This window comes from Simkania negevensis Z (genome assembly GCF_000237205.1).
Lineage (GTDB): Bacteria > Chlamydiota > Chlamydiia > Chlamydiales > Simkaniaceae > Simkania > Simkania negevensis.
The window spans coordinates 1821543-1839685 of record NC_015713.1 but is presented as its reverse complement, the minus strand read 5'-3'; the positions used below and the strand labels follow the sequence as shown (position 1 = coordinate 1839685).

Genomic DNA, 18143 nt, shown 5'->3' with positions numbered 1-18143 from the left:
CCAGCTTTTGAAATAGTTTGAGTCTATACTCAATTGGAGAAGATGATTATTAACTTGAGCTCTGGGTTTATGGAGAAAGATCCCTGAGAATGAGTAAAAGAAACTCAAAGTTCAGGTTATTAATTAGCAATTTAGGGCTTCAATTATGACAATTGTATGCGGCCAAGAGGTTGAATGCGTATCTCAGGGACAATTTCCTGATAGGATACCGTTGGTAGATCTGGGAACTCTCCTTCAATCAGTTTGCGTACGAAGCGTCGAACATCGATAGCAGTGAGAAGAACTGGGGGTTGTCCTCCTGGAGGAGTAGGAGCTATGACACCGCGCATGGCATGTAAAATGAGTTGGACTGAATCGGGATCAAGCGCGAGATAGGATCCTGCAGAAGTTTGCTTGATCGCACCGCGAACCATGTCTTCAATTTCGGGGTCAAGTAAGTAGACTGACAAGACAGTTTGCCCAAGGGAGTATTTGTAACTGATGTACCGTTTGAGAGAAGAACGAACGTATTCGGTTAAGAGGACCGTGTCTTTTTCGGTTTGAGCCCACTCACTTAAAGCTTCCAAAATGGTGCGCAGGTCCTTAACAGAAACTTGCTCTTGCACGAGTCGTTTGAAGATTTCGGTCAGCTTTTGAAGAGGGACAAGGCGAGTGACTTCCTTGATGAGGTCGGGGAACGATTTTTCCACAAATTCTAAGATCGCGCGAACTTCTTGAATTCCGATGAACTCAGCAGCGTACTGCTTGTAGAATTGGGAAAGGTGAAGAATCATCACATCGAGAGGTTCCCAATATTTAATGCCTGCTTTTTTCAAGACTTCGACATATTTATTTTCCACCCAAAGGGAAGCTTGTCCGACAACATTTTTCGACGAAGTGAACGGTAAATTGTACCGTCTTAGCGTTTCTTCAGTTTCATTTGTCAAGACACTTCCAGAAAGAATTTTTCCACGGACGAGCGGAACTTCGTTGAGATAAATGGAGTACTCATTTGCATCTAGTGAAGGGGACTCTGTTCGAACATGGACACCTGGAAAACGGATTCCTAAATCTTGGTAAAGAGCATGACGCATTTTGGGAATCATTTCTTCAACAAAAGCAGTCCCCCCTTTTTCCTTTCGGATAATCGATGAAAGGTCTTTTCCTGTTTCTAAAATCACGGGGAGGGTGAGGGCGTAATCATCGAGCCCTCCGCGTACAACAGTGTGGCCTTCAACATCAGTTTCAACTTGGGCTGCTCCAAGTGCGCCAGCGACAGCTTTTTTGGCTTTTTTCTTTTCTTTCACCCAGTTAGTGATTCCAACCGACATCAAAACTGCGCAAACTGCAAGGAAGAGAAAAGATGGAAATCCTTTTAAAAAAGCCATTCCAAGGGTAACAATTCCGGCTAGGATGAGCCCTTTGGAATGAGAAAAGATCTGAGAAGTGATGTCTTTCCCGAGGTTTCCTCCTTTCTTTTCACTCGAAACACGTGTGGTTACAATACCGGCTGTAAGAGAGATCATAAGAGAAGGAATTTGAGTAACAAGACCTTCACCAATGGAGAGCAAAGTATAAACTTGGGCTGATTGAAGCATGGTCATGCCGTGAATCATGTTACCAATGATCAACCCCCCGACAATGTTGATCACAGCAATCACAATACCGGCAATGACATCTCCTTTTACGAATTTCAAGGCACCGTCCATCGCTCCGTATAATTGGCTTTCTTTTTGGAGGGCTAAGCGAAGCTCTCGAGCTTGATTGGCATCAATTGTTCCACTGCGCATGTCGGCATCGATACTCATCTGTTTACCAGGCATCGCATCCAAGGTGAATCGAGCGGCAACTTCAGCGACACGCTCAGCACCTTTTGTGACGACGATAAATTGGACAATGGTGATGATCAAGAAGATAACACCCCCAACAATGAAGTTTCCTCCAACAACAAATTCTCCAAACGCTTGGATGATCTCTCCTGCATCGGCTTTAAGGAGAATTTGCCGAGTTGCAGCAATTTCAATCCCCAAGCGGAAAAGAGTTGTAATCAAAAGAACTGACGGGAAGATTGAGAGGTGTACCGCTTTTTGGATGTAGAGGGCAACCATGAGAAGCGAAATCGAAAGGCTCATGTTGAACGCAATGAAACAATCGATAACTGAAGGAGGAACAGGGATGATAATCATCATAATGATGACGATCACAAAAAAGGCTAAAATGACGTCGCTAGAACGATTAAAAAAACTCAAAACGCGTGAGCTACCGAGAAAGCCAAAAAGGCTGCCTTTCATGATTTGAAAATCTCCACGTTGTATTCAGTACTTTCTTCTAATTGATCAATCCATTTCAAGACCTCGGCAATGGCTTCATAGGTCTCTTCCGGCACATAATGGCCGATCTGTCCTTTATTGTATAGCTCTTGTGCTAATATCGGATTTCTCATTATGGGAATGTTTTCTTCAAGAGCAATTTTCATGATCGAGTCAGCGGTTACTCCTTTTCCCATAATACAGATGCGTGGAGCGGGATCGGTCTCGGAATTGTATTGGAGTGCCACCGCAATGTGAATTGGATTTGTAACCACAGCGCTGGCACGTCGAGTTGCCTGAGGCCCCTCTTGATAGGCAATTTCTTGCGCGACTTGTCGCCTTTTCCCTTTAATCTCGGGGTTTCCTTCCGTATCTTTGATCTCTTGCTTCACCTCGTATTTTTCCATTTTCATCTCTTTAGCGAAGTTCTTTTTTTGGAAAACCAGGTCGAAAATGGCAATCGCGAGGAAGAAAATTCCTATCCGAACCGCGACTTTCACTAAAAAGTCGCTAAAGACGATTGCAGCGCCCAAAATTGGCATTGCAGCGGTCGCAATAATTTTCGGTAAACTGTCATAAACTACCGTATAGATCAAAATAAACGCCCCTGTGATCTTTAAAAGAGACTTGATCAGCTCAATGAATGTCTTGAGCTTGAACATGTTTTTGATCCCATTGATAGGGTTGAGTTTTTTGATGTCAAACTTCATCGCTTGCATCGAAAAGAGAGGGCCGATGATGAGAAAGTTTACAAGGACCCCAATAATCGAGATGAAAATCATGAAGGGCATTGACGTATTGAAAATGACTTCGAAAGCTGCTGAAACAAAGCCAGGGATATGGGAAATGATTTGACTTCCTTCTCTAACTCCTTGAAAGGCAATAATCATGAACCCTGCAAGATTCTCGAAAAAGAAGTTAGCCGACGCTACGATTAGCGCAAATGATGCTGCAAAAGTAAATGCGGCAGGAAAGTCTTTTGATTTGGCAACCTGTCCTTTTTTCCGTCCATCACGGAGTTTCTTCGGGGTTGCCTTTTCGGTTTTTTCAGCCATGCAGGCCAGTTTATCAGATCAGGAATTTTCCTGATATGGCCTTAGATGATGTTGCCACGAGTTTTCTGAACCTTTCTATTAACCTGAACTCTAGCTTTAGTTTTTGTTGAAAAAGTAGTAGAGTGCACCGAGGATAGCAAGAGCGAGCAGTGCAAATAGCCACTTGCGACTAAACGATTCTTGGGTTACAGATTGAGTCATTGGGGGCACATCAGCTGGAGATGAGATTCGGTCTTTACCAAGCTCATTGGTTCTTTCTTCTATTGATTTTTTTGAGTCAAGAATGATTGAGAGAAAGTGGGCTGCTTTGCGTAAAATGACAAGGTCAGGTTTGCCAGTTTCATTGGGATAACGTTCGATTTTGAAAGTATCGTAATCTTTACGCAAGTAAATCACATCTGCACAGATGTTTAATAGCTGACAAAGCCCTCCGATACAGGCAATCTCAATTTCTTTTCCATCTTCTTCAGGGACCATTTCGTCAATGAGAAGGCTAAAAGGTTCTCCTAGTTCTGGAAGTTTTTGACGAGCTAGGTGTCTGATAACAGAAGAAAATGCAAACATGGTTTCATTACTCGCTAAAATTTGCTTTAGCTCTAAGTCATTTTTAACTTTTAACTTTTCAATCGTTTGACGCACGGGAGGGATATTTTTATGAGCATCAAGACCGATAAGAATGTTATCGAAAGTTGCAATGAGTGTAGCGTTTCCATTGAGCAAGTAAAGAAAGCTTGTTGCAAAAGCTGTAGTTAAGCAATTGCCATCCCCTTGAATTTCATGAAGCTGCTCTCCGTAAATTTTAGCAGCCTCTTCTAGCTGAGACTTAAATCGTTTTCCTTCAAGGCTTGTCACATGAGTATATTCTTTATGGACATAGGCTTCCATCTTCAATGGCTGGCCAACAATAGGGATGCCAGTCTTAGAAAAAGAGGTATTTTCGTAAGTTTTTCCTTCAAATGTATAGATGGCATCTGGGCGTTCTTTGACAGGAAGGCTCATACTGGTATCCCAATCGAGGTTAAGAGAGCTTTTGCACCAAGGTCATTAAAGTGGTATTTCTTTTCTTTATTATCATAATCAAAGAAATGTTTTGTAATATGATTTGCTAGACCCCAAGCCTCCATTGGGAGTTTATCATCTTCGTAATCTATCTTATTGTCTTTGAAATAGGTTTCAGCATAAGGCTCAATGAATGCCATCAGCTCTTGATCGAGCCCGTTTGATCCTTTTCCTTGATGATCGTAAGAGATTTTTTTGATGAGACGGTCTTTGAGTTCTTGAGGTGGACACCGCTGGAAAAAGCGGTAGAGGATAGGATATTTCAAGATAATTTGTATTGAAACGGGGAGTTTAAACGTTGAATCGTATTTCAAATTGGAGCGATCTAGACCTATTTCTTTTCCTATGACCATCCGCCCCATATTGAGTCCATGCCATTCAATATTCGGCAACGAGCCATCACGTTGCATTTCTTCAGAAAGTTCATGAATGATGTCTTCTTTGATTTGTTGCAGATAAAGTAATAGACGTGATTCTACCGTTCCGCCACCTTTGAGTTCTTTGTAAACTTGTTGTGTGACTTCGATCCAAGTGGGAGAACAAGCAATCCGATTTTCTAAAGGATCCTCGGAATGGGAAGGGTGAGTGCGTTTTTCTTCTTCTGAGAGATAGGCTTTATCGACAATAGCTAGGATGTGTCGCTCAATCACATCACTTGAGAGTTCTTTGTTTCTGCGTATTTGGTAAATGATGAGCTTGATATTCTGCTCCAAGGTGGCCGAAGCTTCCGGGGCCACTTCTTTAGCTATATATGTGTATTTCTCAGGATAAGGGACGATAAGAGTGAGCCATAGGTTTAAATCTTCAGCGATCCCTTTTTTTTTAGAATGATTGGAGGCGCTCTTCCAGATATCAACGAGTTCAGTAGTTTTAATGGTTTTAATGGCTTCCAATTCTTCATCTGTTGGATCAACTTTTGGAGGGCAGCGACTGATCGCAGATGTGTTGATCATAGGCCATTGAGTGGTCTTGTTGACAAAGCTTTCGGAAATTGCGCTTTCAGCTAAGAAATATGCGATGCTAGGCTGTGTCAAATAGGAAAAGACTTTTATGGCAAAGCCGACGAGATTATAAATGCAGTAGCAGCTGTGAATCACACCGACAAAGAGATTAAAATAGTGGACCACTTTTGAAGTGACTTCATCAAAACAGATGTGTGAAAAGTCGTCTGTTTTTTCTTTTGTATAAAAATAATAAGTACGTTGATCAAAAAGACTCTGAGTCGGACGCATTAGGATGTTCGAAATGAAATTCGAAGTTGTGCCGTCGTAAACAGTCTGTGTTAAACGAAAGTATAGACTCATATTTCACCACATGTTAATTGTGAAAAAATAAGATCACATCGCCGTCTTGAACGATATAATCCTTTCCTTCCATCCGCGCCTTTCCCTGTTCTTTGGCTTTAACGCGGCCTTGACATTCAACCATGTCATCAAATGTGACGACTTCTGCTCGGATGAAGCCTTTCTGAATGTCAGTATGAATGGCTCCGGCAGCTTCTTGGGCGAGTGTCCCTTTTCTAATGGTCCATGCCCGTGTTTCTTGTTCTCCAGTGGTTAAAAACGTAATGAGCCCTAGTGTCTCAAAACCCACACGTATCAGACGATTGAGCCCCGGTTCGTTAAGTTCAAGAGACTCGAGGTACTCTTGAGCTTCTTGCTCTTCCAACAGGACCAACTCTTCTTCGAGTTTGGCGCAGATAGGGATCACTTGGCTATTTTCGTTAGCTGCAAATTTTTTCACCTGTTGAACGTACTGATTGTCCATTGAAGGAAGATCTGCTTCTGAGACATTTGTCACATAGATGACTTCTTTTGCAGTGATAAAATGGTAGGGTTTTAGCAGTTCTTGTTCTTCTTTTGTGAAATCAAGAGAGCGCACGGGCTTGTTTTCGTTGAGATGCACAAGGATTTTTTTGAGTAGATTCACAGTTGGAATGAGTTCTTTGTTGCCTTTGGCTTGTCGCTCGAGTTTTTGCAAGGAATTTTCAGCCATTTGCATATCAGCTAGAATGAGTTCTAAATTGATCACTTCGATATCACTGAGAGGATCAATTTTTCCTTCAACGTGGATCACTTCATCATTTTCAAAGCAGCGGACAACGTGGATGATCACATCGGTTTCACGGATATTTGCTAGAAATTTATTCCCAAGTCCTTCGCCTTGGGAAGCTCCTTTGACAAGTCCTGCAATGTCGACAAAGGTCATCACAGCAGGAATGATTTTTCGGCTTTTAGTAATCTTTGAAAGGATTTCAAGCCGGTTGTCGGGAACATCGACAATTCCAACATTGGGATCAATGGTGCAAAAAGGGTAATTTGAAGCGCCTGCCTGTTTCTTTTTGAGCAAGGCATTGAAAAGAGTTGATTTGCCGACATTAGGAAGACCGACGATTCCACAAGAAAGTTTTGACATTCTAGCCTGAATATAATTTTTGAAGAAATTCTATCACAATTTCCAATTAGGATAAAGAGGGCTGAGCAGAAAGATTTTCCAAAATCGACTGTGGGGTCGACTGGAAGAGAGTTGGGTCGATCTCTGGGTGAAGATATTCGACAAAAGAAAGGTTGACAGAGGGGGTATTAGGAGGCTCAGATTCAAGATAAACTGTGACAGTTGAAAGCGACCCACTGAGATCTTGACTATTTTGGATGAAGGCGATTGCAGGGAGAGTATCTGGCTCTCCTTCAAAATCAACTCCGTAGACACCTGAAGGAAGAGAGCAAAGCTGGGAGGTTTCAAAAGACCAAGAGTGGAGGGTTTCGTTTTCTTTTTTGAGTGCGTTTGGCTCAAGGAGTTTCCAAATCGAATAGGGGCGACCTAGGTATTTTTTGATTTTTTTGAGTTTTCCTTCCTGAACAAAGTTACGGACCATTCCACTAGAAATCATTTCTTTGTGGTGCCGCTCTTTTTTCAAATAATGTGTTTTAAAACCCATTTGACTAGCTAGAGTTTTCAAACGCTCTTCATCTCCCTCGCGATTTTTCCCGAAAGAAGCACCTTCTCCTAAAACCAACTCTTGAAAGGGAAGTTTTTTTCGCAAAGCTTCCATACATTCGACATACGATTGCTCAGAAAATTCCCGAGTAAAGGGAAGCGCGATCACCAAATCGATTCCATAGAGTTTGAGGAGGTGAAGACGGTGCTCGAAGGACAGAATAAGGGGAGTAGGCGACTGAGGTTGAAAGATTTCCGAAGGATGATTCGAAAAGGTCAAAAGGACACGCGTTCCCGTTTTCCGTGTGAGCTTGTGCAGTTCCTTAATGATTGCCTGATGGCCTAAATGAATCCCATCGAAGATCCCAATTGTCAGTGCGATAGGAGCGACTGCTGGAGGGACATCTTCTAATCTGGTGACTACTTTCACGCCTCTTTCCTCAAATAAGGGGTAAAATTAAAGGATCGGTCAGAAAGGCTTTTTGCGTCAATGCAATCTTTTAATTCAAATGGACCACTTCGTGTTCTTGTCAGTTCAACTAAATGAGCCTCAGTTCCTAGCTTTTGGCCAATGTCATAAGCAAGAGTTCGCATGTAAGCCCCTTTTGAGCATTTGATGCGCAGCTTCAGCTCAGGGTAAGAATAGTCGAGAACTTCTATTTCTAGTTGAATTTGAATGGGGTTACGCTCAATTTCGATCCCTTGTCTTGCTAAAACATAGAGCTTTTGTCCATTGACCTTTTTTGCAGAATACATGGGAGGAATTTGGCTGATAGAGCCTTGAAATTCTTTCACAACATCTTCGATAGCAGTCTCTGTGGGAATATGGTCACTTGTCTTTGTGATTTCTCCATCACAATCGTAAGTTGTGGTGGAGGCTCCAAGCTTAACGGTTGCAAGGTACTCTTTATCATGTTGAAGAAATTTATCGGAGATTTTCGTGTAGGGGCGGCCAAGAAGCATCACCATGACACCTGTCGCAAAAGGGTCTAAGATCCCAGCATGGCCGATTTTCTTGATACCAGAAAGCTTTCGCAAGACTTTTACGAGGTAAAATGCCGTGCGTCCTTTTTCTTTGTTTACGGGGAGGATGCCTTCAGAGTAGCTCATAGGTTTATTGTTCACGTGACTTTTTTTCTTCTTCGATTTCTTTCAAAATAGAGTCGATTTTCATCTGCTTATCAACTGTTCTATCTAAAATAAATTTCAAACTGGGAAAATAACGCATGACAACCTTTTTAGAGGCTATCGTTGAAATGAAGCCTGCTGCTGATTGGAGAGCATCAATGGTTTCTTTCCGCTCTTTTTCGTCACCGATCACGCTAATGTAGACTTTTGCATGGTGAAGATCTTTTGTAATATCTACTTCAGTGATAGTGATCAGTTCAGACACTTTTGGATTTTTAACGTCTTGACGAATGACTTCACTCAAGACTTCCTTCAAAAGGGAGTTAAGGCGCTCAGTTCTTTTGGTCATAGCTCTTGTTGAATGTAGGTGATGTCGAAGGTTTTAATTTCGTCGCCTTCTTGATAATCGTTGAATTTTTCGAGCAGAATCCCACATTCTAGTCCTTTTGCCACTTCCTTCACGTCTTCTTTAACCCGTTTTAGAGAAGCAATGTTGCCTTCCCAAACAATTTCACCTTTACGAATGACTTTCGCGAATTGATTCCGTTTGATGATACCATCAGAGACCTGGCAACCAGCAATTAAGCCTAATTGAGAAGATTTGAATACTTGTTTTACCTCGGCTGTTCCCGCTTCGGTTTCTTTGCGTACCTTATCGAGAGTTGCGAGCATCAGCTCTGTGACGTCATCTAGAATTTGATAGATGATGTTGCGCCGCTTGATCACAACTTTTTCCCGTTTAATCATATCTTCAGCATGACTTTCGACTTGGGTGTGAAATCCGATGATAACTGCATTCGAAGCAACAGCGAGTTCGACATCTGACTCAGAAATCTCACCAACTCCTTCTGCGATAAAGTTCAGTTCGACCTTTTTACTCTTAATGTTGAGAAGAGAACTCTTTAAGGCTTCAACAGAGCCCTGAACATCTGCACGAATGATGAGATTTAAGACTTTCTTTTCTGTGAGTTCTTGGTGACGCTGCATGAGCCCTTCCAGGCCTTCAGATCGGCGTTGAATCACTGCACGTTTTGTTCCAGAAGCCCGTTCGCTTGCAAGTTTTCGAGCTATTTTTTCGTTTTCAACTGAGATAAATTCGTTCCCTGCAGCAGGAACACCTGAAAGACCCGTAATTTTAACAGGTGTAGAAGGACCTGCAACTGGGATACTTTTCCCATGTTCGTCGTGCATCGTTTTTACGCGAGCGTAAATCTCATCAATGACGAGAGCATCTCCTAGTCTTAACGTTCCATTTTGAACGAGCACTGTTGCAATGGCTCCAAAGCCTTTGTGAAGTTCAGACTCAACAACTGTTCCTCTAGCTCGTGCATCTGGATTTGCCTTAAGCTCTAAAACTTCAGATTGAAGGATAAGCATTTCAAGTAAGTCGGGAATTCCTTGACCGGTTGAAGCTGAGCATTTCACTGTGATCACAGATCCGCCCCATGCTTCAGGGAGGAGTTCGCGGTCGGCTAATTGACGATAAATGGTGTCTGCGTCAAAGCCAACTTTATCGCACTTGTTGATTGCAATGACCATGGGAACATTTTGTTCTTTCGCGTGTTTGATCGCTTCATCAGTTTGAGGCATAATTCCCTCGTCACCGGCAATGACAAGAACGACAATATCGGTAATTGTGGCGCCACGCATCCTCATCATGGAAAAGGCTTCGTGTCCAGGTGTGTCTAAAATCGTGATGTCACCATGTTCGCGGTGGCACTTAAAAGCACCGATGTGTTGTGTAATGGCTCCGGCTTCACCGCCCGCAATGTTACTTTTGCGGATGGCATCAATAAGGCTTGTTTTTCCATGGTCAACGTGACCCATGAAGGCAACGATGGGTGCGCGAAACTCTAGGTGTTTTTCATCCGCATCGGCAATTTCTTCTTGGATGGTTTTGTCGGTGATGCGGAGACGCTCTTCTTCGCTTGTGTCAATTGTGATTTCACACTCGAATTCATGTCCGAGAAGTTGAATGGTTGTTTCGTCATCTAAATAGTCGTTGAGGGTTAGAGCCACCCCTTGCATGAAGAGTTTAGAGATGAGCTCTGAAGCTTTAAGCTTCATCGCTTGAGCTAAATCTTTGATCGAAATGGGAATGCGTACTGAAAGATTTTTGGGTCGAACAATTTCAATTGGTTCTTTATTTGCTGGCCGAAAGCGGGGACGTCTACGACGGTAAGTTCGCTCTTCTCCGACCCTTAGCCCGTGGCGATCACGGGAATCAAATCGGTTAGATTTGACGTCACGTGTGACACGGCTAAATTCTGCGCGGTATCCCTCTTGTTTTTTCTCATCTTTGAAAGTCCGCTCTGAATCCTTTTTCTTAATGTCTTTAATCGTAGATTTGTCTTCCTCATTTTCGGGCTTTTTAAGAGGGGGAGCGTGTTTAGTTTTTGGGGGATGCGCTTCAATGTGTTTGTGAGGTTTGTGCTTTTCGTAAGCATGATGTTTTGCTTTTGGCTTTTCTACATTTTCGGAAGGAAGAGGGGCTTTTTTTTCTTCGACTTTTGGAGGAGCTGCTTCGACCGGCTCTTGAGCTGCTTCGATTGGCTCTTTTGGGACAGCAGTGACCGCTTGGCTTTCACTTTCAGCCGGTATTATTGGTTTTGCAGCAGCTTTTGGCTTTTCTTTGGCTTTTTCTTTAGGCTGAGCATTTTCTTCTTTTTTAAGTTTGCTCTTTTTTAGGGCTTCTGCAAGCTGAGTGTTTTTGACTGTTAGCTTGAGGTTTTTTGCCAAAATTAGGTCCTTATTTTCTGGATTTTTTCTATGATATCTTGAGCCATTTCAGAGCTGATACCTGTCGACTTCATCAATTCTTCAATGGGAGCATTGAGAATTTTACGTGGAGTGTTGTATCCAGCCTCTTTTAAGCTGTCGATAACAAATTGGTTTAGGCCTTCGACCTGTTCAAGTTCCATATCAAGCTCAGGGCCTACATCTTGAGAAAGTTGTTGTTTCTCAAAAGTAAGTGCAGCTTGATACTCACTCATTTTCTTTACCTCAATCTCAGCGCCAATCAGTTCAGCGTTGAGGCGGGCATTCATTCCTCTTTTTCCGATTACAATCGGATAATCTTCATCTTCTACAACGGCAAAAATCGCATTTTTTGCTCTATCGTATTGAATTTTTTTAGGCTCTATCGGATGAACCAAGCTTTGAAAAAGTTCGACAGGGTCATTTGTATAGATGACAATGTCGATTTTCTCATTATTGAGCTCTCTAATAATATTTTTAACGCGTGTGCCTCGTACACCGACACAAGCACCTAGAGGATCAACTTTTGGATCATTCGAGTAGACAGCGATTTTTGTGCGGTATCCAGCTTCTCTCACGATCTTTTTAATTCCAATAGTTTCTTCGTGCAACTCAGGAACTTCTTGGATGAAGAGTTGTTCGACCATTTCTGGATGGCTGCGAGAAAGTACGACTTCTGCACCGCCCCCTTCAGTATCACGTACTTCCCAAAGAAGGGCTTGAATGCGATCACCGACATGATATTTTTCTGTTTTGGGGTAAAATCGATCAGGAAGAATGGCTTCGACTTTTCCAAGGTCAACAATCAGCGTGGAACCTTTAACAAGACGCTTTACAGTTCCCGAAACAATTTCACCAATGCGGTGGCGGTATTCTTCGTAAATGACGTCACGCTCTGCGCTACGAAGTTTTTGAGAGATCACTTGCTTGGCTGTTTGAGCGGCAATTCGTCCAAAATCAGCTGGCGTAACAGTCACACGGATGAATTGACCAAGCTCACACGTAGGATCGAGTTCACGTGCTTCTTCAATGAGAATTTCTTCATCGGGATAGGTAACCTCTTCAACGATCTCTTTCTCTGCGATCACTTTGATTTCACCGTTGCGAGGATCGATTTCGACCGAAATGGTTCCAGCGCCTTTAGCACTTTTTCGTGCAGCGACTTGAAGCGATTCCTCAATGGCTTTGATAATCGTTTCTCGCTTGATCCCTTTTTCTCGTTCAAGGTATTCAAAAATAGCGACTAAGTCTTTATTCATCCTAATGCTCTTACGTTTTGGTTATGAAGGAAACGGGATTATTCCTCCTCGTTTTCTTCTTCCTCATCTTCTTCTACCCTTTTGGGTTTTTTCTTAGCTGTTTCAACAACGATGTCATCTCGATTCTCTTGATTTTCCTCAATGAGGAATTCTTTAATAGAAAGCGAGATTTTTTTGTGTTCTGGGTCGAGTTTAATGACTTTTGCAGTGACTTCATCATCAACGTTAACAACTTCTTCGACTTTACCAAAAGCTTGGTCAGAGAGCTCTGTAACGTGAACTAGACCTTCAATGCCATTTTCTAGTTGAATGAAAGCTCCGAAAGCTGTCAGTTTTGTCACAATACCTTTAACGACAGTTCCAATGGGTAGAGTTTTTTCGATCGATTCCCATGGATTGCTGCTAAGTTGCTTGATTCCAAGGGTGATTTTTTTACTTTCTTTGTCAACAGAAAGGATGATCGCTTCAACGCTATCACCTTTCTTGAGAACTTCAGATGGGTGTGATACTTTTTTGATCCAGCTCAAGTCTGAAATGTGAATGAGTCCATCAATTCCTGGCTCAAGCTCAACAAACGCGCCATAGTTGGTCAAATTGCGAATCTCAGCATTGACTGTACTTCCAACGGGATACTTTTGTTCGACGTCTTCCCAAGGATTTTTCTCTGTTTGCTTGATTCCAAGTGAAATCTTTCCATCTTCTTTTTGAACAGAAAGAACAACAGCTTCGAGTTCGTCACCTTTGTTCACAACTTCACTAGGATCTGTCACGTTTTTCACCCATGACATTTCTGATACGTGGATCAGACCTTCAATTCCAGGCTCGATTTCGATGAATGCGCCATAAGGAACAAGATTGACGATTTTCCCACGAATAAGAGTTCCTGGAGGATATTTCTTTTCGATTTCTTCCCAAGGATTGGTTTCTTTTTGCTTGAGCCCAAGAGCGACCCGTCCTTTATCTTGATCGATATGAAGGATCATGACCTCGAGTTCATCATTGAGCTGTACCATTTCAGATGGGTGTTTGATGCGCTTCCAAGTCATGTCTGTAATATGAAGAAGGCCATCGATTCCATCAAGGTCGAGGAAGACTCCAAAGTCAGTAATGTTTTTAACAATCCCTTTGCGTAGTTCGCCTTCTTTAATTTCTTCAAGGAGCTCGGCTTTTTTAGAGCTGCGTTCTTCTTCGAGAAGCTCACGGCGTGAGACGACGATATTTTTTCTTTCGATGTTGATCTTAAGGATTTTGAAATCGAAGGATCTGTCGAGATACTCGTCGATATTTTTAATTCGTTTGTTGTCGATCTGAGAACCGGGGAGGAACGCCTCCATTCCGATGTCGACCATCAAGCCACCTTTCACTTTGCGGATGACTTTACCATTTACAATCGAACCTTCTTCGCAGTGTTCGAGGATGTATTCCCATTGACGTTGGCGACGCGCTTTTTCGCGAGACAAGACAATTTGTCCATCATCTCCTTCAGTTCGATCGAGAAAAACTTCGATTTCGTTACCAAGAGTCAATTCATTCGGATTATTAAATTCGTTAATAGGAATAAGCCCTTCAGATTTGAGTCCAACGTCAACAACGACAAAATCGGGTGTGAGTTCAACAGATATCACCTTTAAGGATTTGACCGACTTCCATTGAAGCAATGGAACCTTCACCGGCAACTTCTTCCTTTTGGTTGAGCAAGCTTTCAAAAAGTTTCGCATCTTTTTCTTCGAAATCGACATCGTCGATGTATTTGCTTTCGTTCCAGTCGTATTCTAATTCTTTGGACATGTTTAAAGGGTTCTCCATAAGTTTATAATTTCAATGCCAACTTCACCGAAAGAAGGGGCTTTGCTAACAGACTGAACTGGAATGGGAAATAAATTCACTGCAGCACAGCGCTGTTAATCCAAAAAGCCTAGCAAAGAAATACTAATAAAGCAACTTTTATACTCAAGAAACTTCAAAAACCCAAGCTGCCACTTATTTTCACCTCTTCTTTGCGATAAAGAATCTGTAAAAAAGTCTTTCTTCTCATATTTTGAAGTTGTTTGAGTATACTATGAGATCATCGAAAAACATTTTTGCAGGCACTTTTCTCTATCAAACCAGAAAGTAGATCTAAATGGCAACTTTGGGTTTCAAAAGTTTAAAATTTACTCGCGTCAACTTTTCTTATTTCCAGTTCAAGAGAATGTAAAAAAAAATTTAAAAAAAACAGCAAGTAAATTGATCGTTTAATTTTTTTTCATTTTGGAATATACTCCTACCTGTTTATGGACTTACTTTTTTTTCGGAGGATTAAGGAAATGGCGACTTTAGTAGCAGAGAAAGGTAGAGATTTGACCTGCCTTCCAAAGTGTAATACTTGGACCTATTCGCAGGGAGGAGGGTCTCAAGTTATCATCACCGGGGATACAAAATCTCTCAAAGCGATTTGGCTGTGTAATGGAACTTACAAGCCTTTATTTGACAACGATGTTAGAGGATTTAATTGGAATACAATTGACGATGTGAACGCCTATTTGGAAAAGTATTTTCCTGAGATTTCTTCGCGTTGGGAATGGAACTGGTTTATCCCTACTAGAGTTTTTGATGTTAATTTTATTCCTAACCCATCCTATCAAGTTCATGTGAGATTTCCTGGTAAGAGGAGTTTTAGTTTAGAATTGGCTTTCTTTGATACAGGTCATGCTGTGAAGCATCGGATCATTGATCGTCTGGCAACTAATCGACTTTCTCAAAAAAAGGGTTATGACTTTTCTGTGATAGAGTATAATGGTAAAAAAATAGAAGAAGACGAATACTTTGGGACCCATGTTAAAAAAAGTGCTGAGTTAGCTGATCTAATCCCAAGATATATTAGAGGAGACTTTGATCAGAGGGAAACTTGCTTAAGATGTGGAGTTTTTTTTTGCGCCAGCAGTAGCTACTAATCGCGAAACTATATGAACCCATCCCGATAATCATTTTATTTTTCATTGCAGCCTTTTCTCGTCTATTCTAACCTTGTTTTGAGTTCTTGTTATCATGGTCTATGTGCTCAAAACAAGGTTAGAGTATCTGAGCGAAAATTTAAGAAATCACAAGCGTTATTAAAATAGGTTTATCTTGAAGACTTTGGTGATGAAATTTGGAGGTGCGGCTCTTGAAACGCCAAACCATTTTTGCCGTGTGGCGCAGATTGTGAAAGAAAAATTTCAATCAGATATAAGGCTCATTATCGTTGTAAGTGCTATGGGACAGATGACAGATGAACTCATGGACCTTGCTCGCAAAGTTTCTCCAAATCCACTTAAACGGGAACAAGACATGCTTATCTCTGTTGGGGAGCGAATCAGCATGTCACTTCTAGCAATGGCGCTAGCTGATCAAGGTGTTCAAGCTATCAGTTTAACTGGGAGTCAATCTGGAATCATGACATCTGATGATCATTTAGATGCTCGCATTCTAGCTGTGCGTCCTCTGCGGCTCAAGCAGCATCTCGATGAAGGGAAAGTAGTTATAGTGGCAGGGTTTCAAGGAGTGAGCCAAGCCAAAGAAATCACAACTCTTGGGCGTGGTGGATCTGATACGACAGCTGTTGCCCTAGGGGTTGCATTTGGGGCTGAAAAAGTCGAGTTTTATAAAGATGTTCCGGGTTTTTATGAGAAAGATCCCAAAAAAGATGCTAATGCTTCTCTTTTTTCTCATCTTTCTTACGATCAAGCGCTAGCTTATGCAAAAAGCGGGAGTACACCATTGCATCCTCGTTCAATTTTCCTTGCTTCAAAAAATGGCATCCCATTACACGTATTAAGTTTTAAGGAAGATGAGCGTATGCTTTTTCCAGGAACGAAAATCAGTGATGATCAAATAGCGAGGAGCTTGGAGCCTATTTATGAAAGCATTGGCACAGGAGATCAGTCACCGCCCTGAAGTTCAAGCCGCAATTCAGCGCATTTTAGAGCACACTCAAGTTCCTTTTCCTTCGATTACTTACTCTCTTTTTGATCCGATAGAAAATACGGTTTCATTTTTTCTTCTTTGCCAAGATCAGCCAGGCTTAGGAACTTTTTTTTATGAAATGGTGAAGCGATCTCTTCCTGGAAAACCGGTCCTGTTTTTTTTATCACAAGTCGATGATACCAATGTTGTAGCAGAACTTGAAATGAGATTTCAAAGTCGCTCGATTTGGGAACAGGTTAAAGGGCATGTCGAGGTTCTCAAGCACGAACTTTTGGTCGGATTACGCTCGCCGTATCATTCCAACCGTATTTTAGAGTTGAAAGGAATGACCCTCGAAGAAAAGCGGATCCGTGTTCAAGAACGGGTGGCCAAAATTCTTCAAAGATTCCCTGAAAAATTTGATTATGACTTCTTTTCGCTAATGCAACATTATTTTATTCGATCTCATCAAGAAAGCCTCCGCTTTCATGAAGTGCGGCAAATCAGTGAGAACCTGGCAGGGCTTTATCAACTCAAGAGAAAGCTCATCCAAAAAATTGAAGAAAATGCTAAGAGGCGCCACTTATTTGTTAAAGTGAAAAGGCGGTGGTTGCATCACCCGTTTGGGAGCCGTCAAGTCTTAGGAATTTCAGTTGGGCTTAATTTTTTGCGAGAGCATGAAATCTTTTCGGACAAACACCTGCTTAAGGCGATACAGGCGCTCATTCCTGGGGTTGAGAGCTTTCCAGAAAGCGTATATGAATATGAAGATGGCGAGTATCCTCTTCTCCTCCTCTACACGGAGATTGATTCGAATGAGCAAGCTCTTCTTAAACGGGAACTTCCGTTAGTTCTGAAGGGACGTGTCGAACATTTGCAGCGCCCTCTTTTTATGCCTCGTAATGAAGAAGAGGTGATGCGGCATGTTGTGACTTTAGGGGGGCAGCTTAAGTTTTCGCGAGATTTGCCTCAAATCATCCTTTCTTTTCACGGACAAACGGATCAAAAGCTTTATTTTACAGTGATTTTAGCGCGTGTTTTACTCCCACACTTGGAAAGTGCTGAAGAATTACTTGATCATTTAGATCACTTACATCCACAGGTTGAACGGGTGAAAAAGATCGGGATGCTTAGAAAAAAATACTTTAAGGAAGCGCTCGTTTTCAAAGTGGAACTCCATTTGACAGATTTTTTGAGAGATGATCAATCGGTTGATCTATACAAGGCTCGTCTTTACGTTTTAAAAGAGCTAGAAAAAGTCGTAGGGGAGGTGCGTGATTATAATGGAGGGATGATTTCTAAACAAAATGAGGTGCTTTCAGCACTGCATGACTTATTAGGTGCTGAGGCTCAACGACACAGCCTTCTACTCGATAATTTTTTTCATGCCCTTTATCCTGTAGAGAAACGGAGCTTGGTTCCTCCTCAACACTTAAAAACTTTTTTTACTTTTTTGCTTGAAGTGCTCCAAAAGAAAAGAATGTTTTTAACGGCGCAAGAAGATGTCTTTTACTTTGTCATGGAGGTAGCTGAAAAAGCAAAACTCTTAGAATTTATTGAAAGGATGAAATTTTCCTCACGGCCTGTCCAACTTCGATTGACCCATGATGAGCGCTTTTTCTTTGGGTTGATTTTGGAAAAAGATGAGCCTGAAATGATGAAACAGCTGAGTCAATTCAGTATATGATCTGACGAGGCGGATGCTAGAAAGCATCTAGAAAAACTCAATTCCTCCT

At 41.8% G+C, this 18143-nt stretch carries 13 protein-coding genes and 1 pseudogene; 3 read left to right on the top strand and 11 right to left on the bottom strand.

Features of this window, described 5'->3' with window-relative positions:
- Nucleotides 1-143 precede the first annotated feature (143 nt).
- The 11 genes and pseudogenes from sctV to rpsA all read right to left on the bottom strand — a co-directional run bounded on the left by sctV (nucleotide 144) and on the right by rpsA (nucleotide 14271).
- The gene (gene sctV, locus SNE_RS09045) at nucleotides 144-2270 is read right to left on the bottom strand and encodes a type III secretion system export apparatus subunit SctV (protein ID WP_013944108.1); all 2127 of its coding nucleotides are present in this window, start codon (nucleotides 2268-2270) and stop codon (nucleotides 144-146) included.
- Nucleotides 2267-3343, bottom strand: a complete 1077-nt coding sequence (gene sctU / locus SNE_RS09040; RefSeq protein ID WP_013944107.1) for a type III secretion system export apparatus subunit SctU — start codon at nucleotides 3341-3343, stop codon at nucleotides 2267-2269. The genes sctV and sctU overlap by 4 nt, the downstream gene beginning before the upstream one ends.
- A 96-nt stretch (nucleotides 3344-3439) precedes the next feature.
- The gene (locus tag SNE_RS09035) at nucleotides 3440-4342 is read right to left on the bottom strand and encodes an OTU domain-containing protein (RefSeq protein WP_013944106.1); all 903 of its coding nucleotides are present in this window, start codon (nucleotides 4340-4342) and stop codon (nucleotides 3440-3442) included.
- Nucleotides 4339-5706 (bottom strand): hypothetical protein, encoded by a 1368-nt coding sequence (locus tag SNE_RS09030; protein ID WP_148258999.1) that lies wholly within the window; start codon nucleotides 5704-5706, stop codon nucleotides 4339-4341. The genes SNE_RS09035 and SNE_RS09030 overlap by 4 nt, the downstream gene beginning before the upstream one ends.
- A gap of 13 nt (nucleotides 5707-5719) precedes the next feature.
- Nucleotides 5720-6817, bottom strand: coding sequence for a redox-regulated ATPase YchF (ychF, locus tag SNE_RS09025; RefSeq protein ID WP_013944104.1), 1098 nt, complete (start codon nucleotides 6815-6817; stop codon nucleotides 5720-5722).
- Nucleotides 6818-6863: 46 nt separating this feature from the next.
- Entirely contained in the window at nucleotides 6864-7769 is a 906-nt protein-coding gene (locus SNE_RS09020) for an FAD synthetase family protein (RefSeq protein WP_013944103.1), read from the bottom strand.
- On the bottom strand, nucleotides 7766-8449 hold the full coding sequence (truB, locus tag SNE_RS09015) for a tRNA pseudouridine(55) synthase TruB (protein ID WP_013944102.1): 684 nt from the start codon (nucleotides 8447-8449) through the stop codon (nucleotides 7766-7768). Before truB ends, SNE_RS09020 begins: the two co-directional genes overlap by 4 nt.
- A gap of 4 nt (nucleotides 8450-8453) precedes the next feature.
- A complete protein-coding gene (gene rbfA, locus SNE_RS09010; RefSeq protein ID WP_013944101.1) occupies nucleotides 8454-8816 on the bottom strand; it encodes a 30S ribosome-binding factor RbfA in 363 nt (120 codons plus the stop codon).
- Nucleotides 8813-11206 (bottom strand): translation initiation factor IF-2, encoded by a 2394-nt coding sequence (infB, locus tag SNE_RS09005; RefSeq protein ID WP_013944100.1) that lies wholly within the window; start codon nucleotides 11204-11206, stop codon nucleotides 8813-8815. The genes rbfA and infB overlap by 4 nt, the downstream gene beginning before the upstream one ends.
- 2 nt (nucleotides 11207-11208) lie before the next feature.
- Nucleotides 11209-12483 carry a transcription termination factor NusA gene (gene nusA, locus SNE_RS09000; protein WP_013944099.1) on the bottom strand — a complete coding sequence of 425 codons (1275 nt, stop codon included), beginning with the start codon at nucleotides 12481-12483 and terminating at the stop codon, nucleotides 11209-11211.
- A 38-nt stretch (nucleotides 12484-12521) separates the two neighbouring features.
- Nucleotides 12522-14271, bottom strand: a pseudogene (gene rpsA / locus SNE_RS08995) (30S ribosomal protein S1).
- Between the two features lie 518 nt (nucleotides 14272-14789).
- Here rpsA and SNE_RS08990 point away from each other — a divergent pair.
- The 3 genes from SNE_RS08990 to SNE_RS08980 all read left to right on the top strand — a co-directional run bounded on the left by SNE_RS08990 (nucleotide 14790) and on the right by SNE_RS08980 (nucleotide 18094).
- Nucleotides 14790-15416, top strand: coding sequence for a hypothetical protein (locus SNE_RS08990; RefSeq protein WP_041418998.1), 627 nt, complete (start codon nucleotides 14790-14792; stop codon nucleotides 15414-15416).
- 190 nt (nucleotides 15417-15606) lie between these two features.
- Nucleotides 15607-16398, top strand: coding sequence for an amino acid kinase family protein (locus tag SNE_RS08985; RefSeq protein ID WP_013944095.1), 792 nt, complete (start codon nucleotides 15607-15609; stop codon nucleotides 16396-16398).
- Entirely contained in the window at nucleotides 16361-18094 is a 1734-nt protein-coding gene (locus SNE_RS08980; protein ID WP_013944094.1) for a hypothetical protein, read from the top strand. Before SNE_RS08985 ends, SNE_RS08980 begins: the two co-directional genes overlap by 38 nt.
- Nucleotides 18095-18143 lie beyond the last annotated feature (49 nt).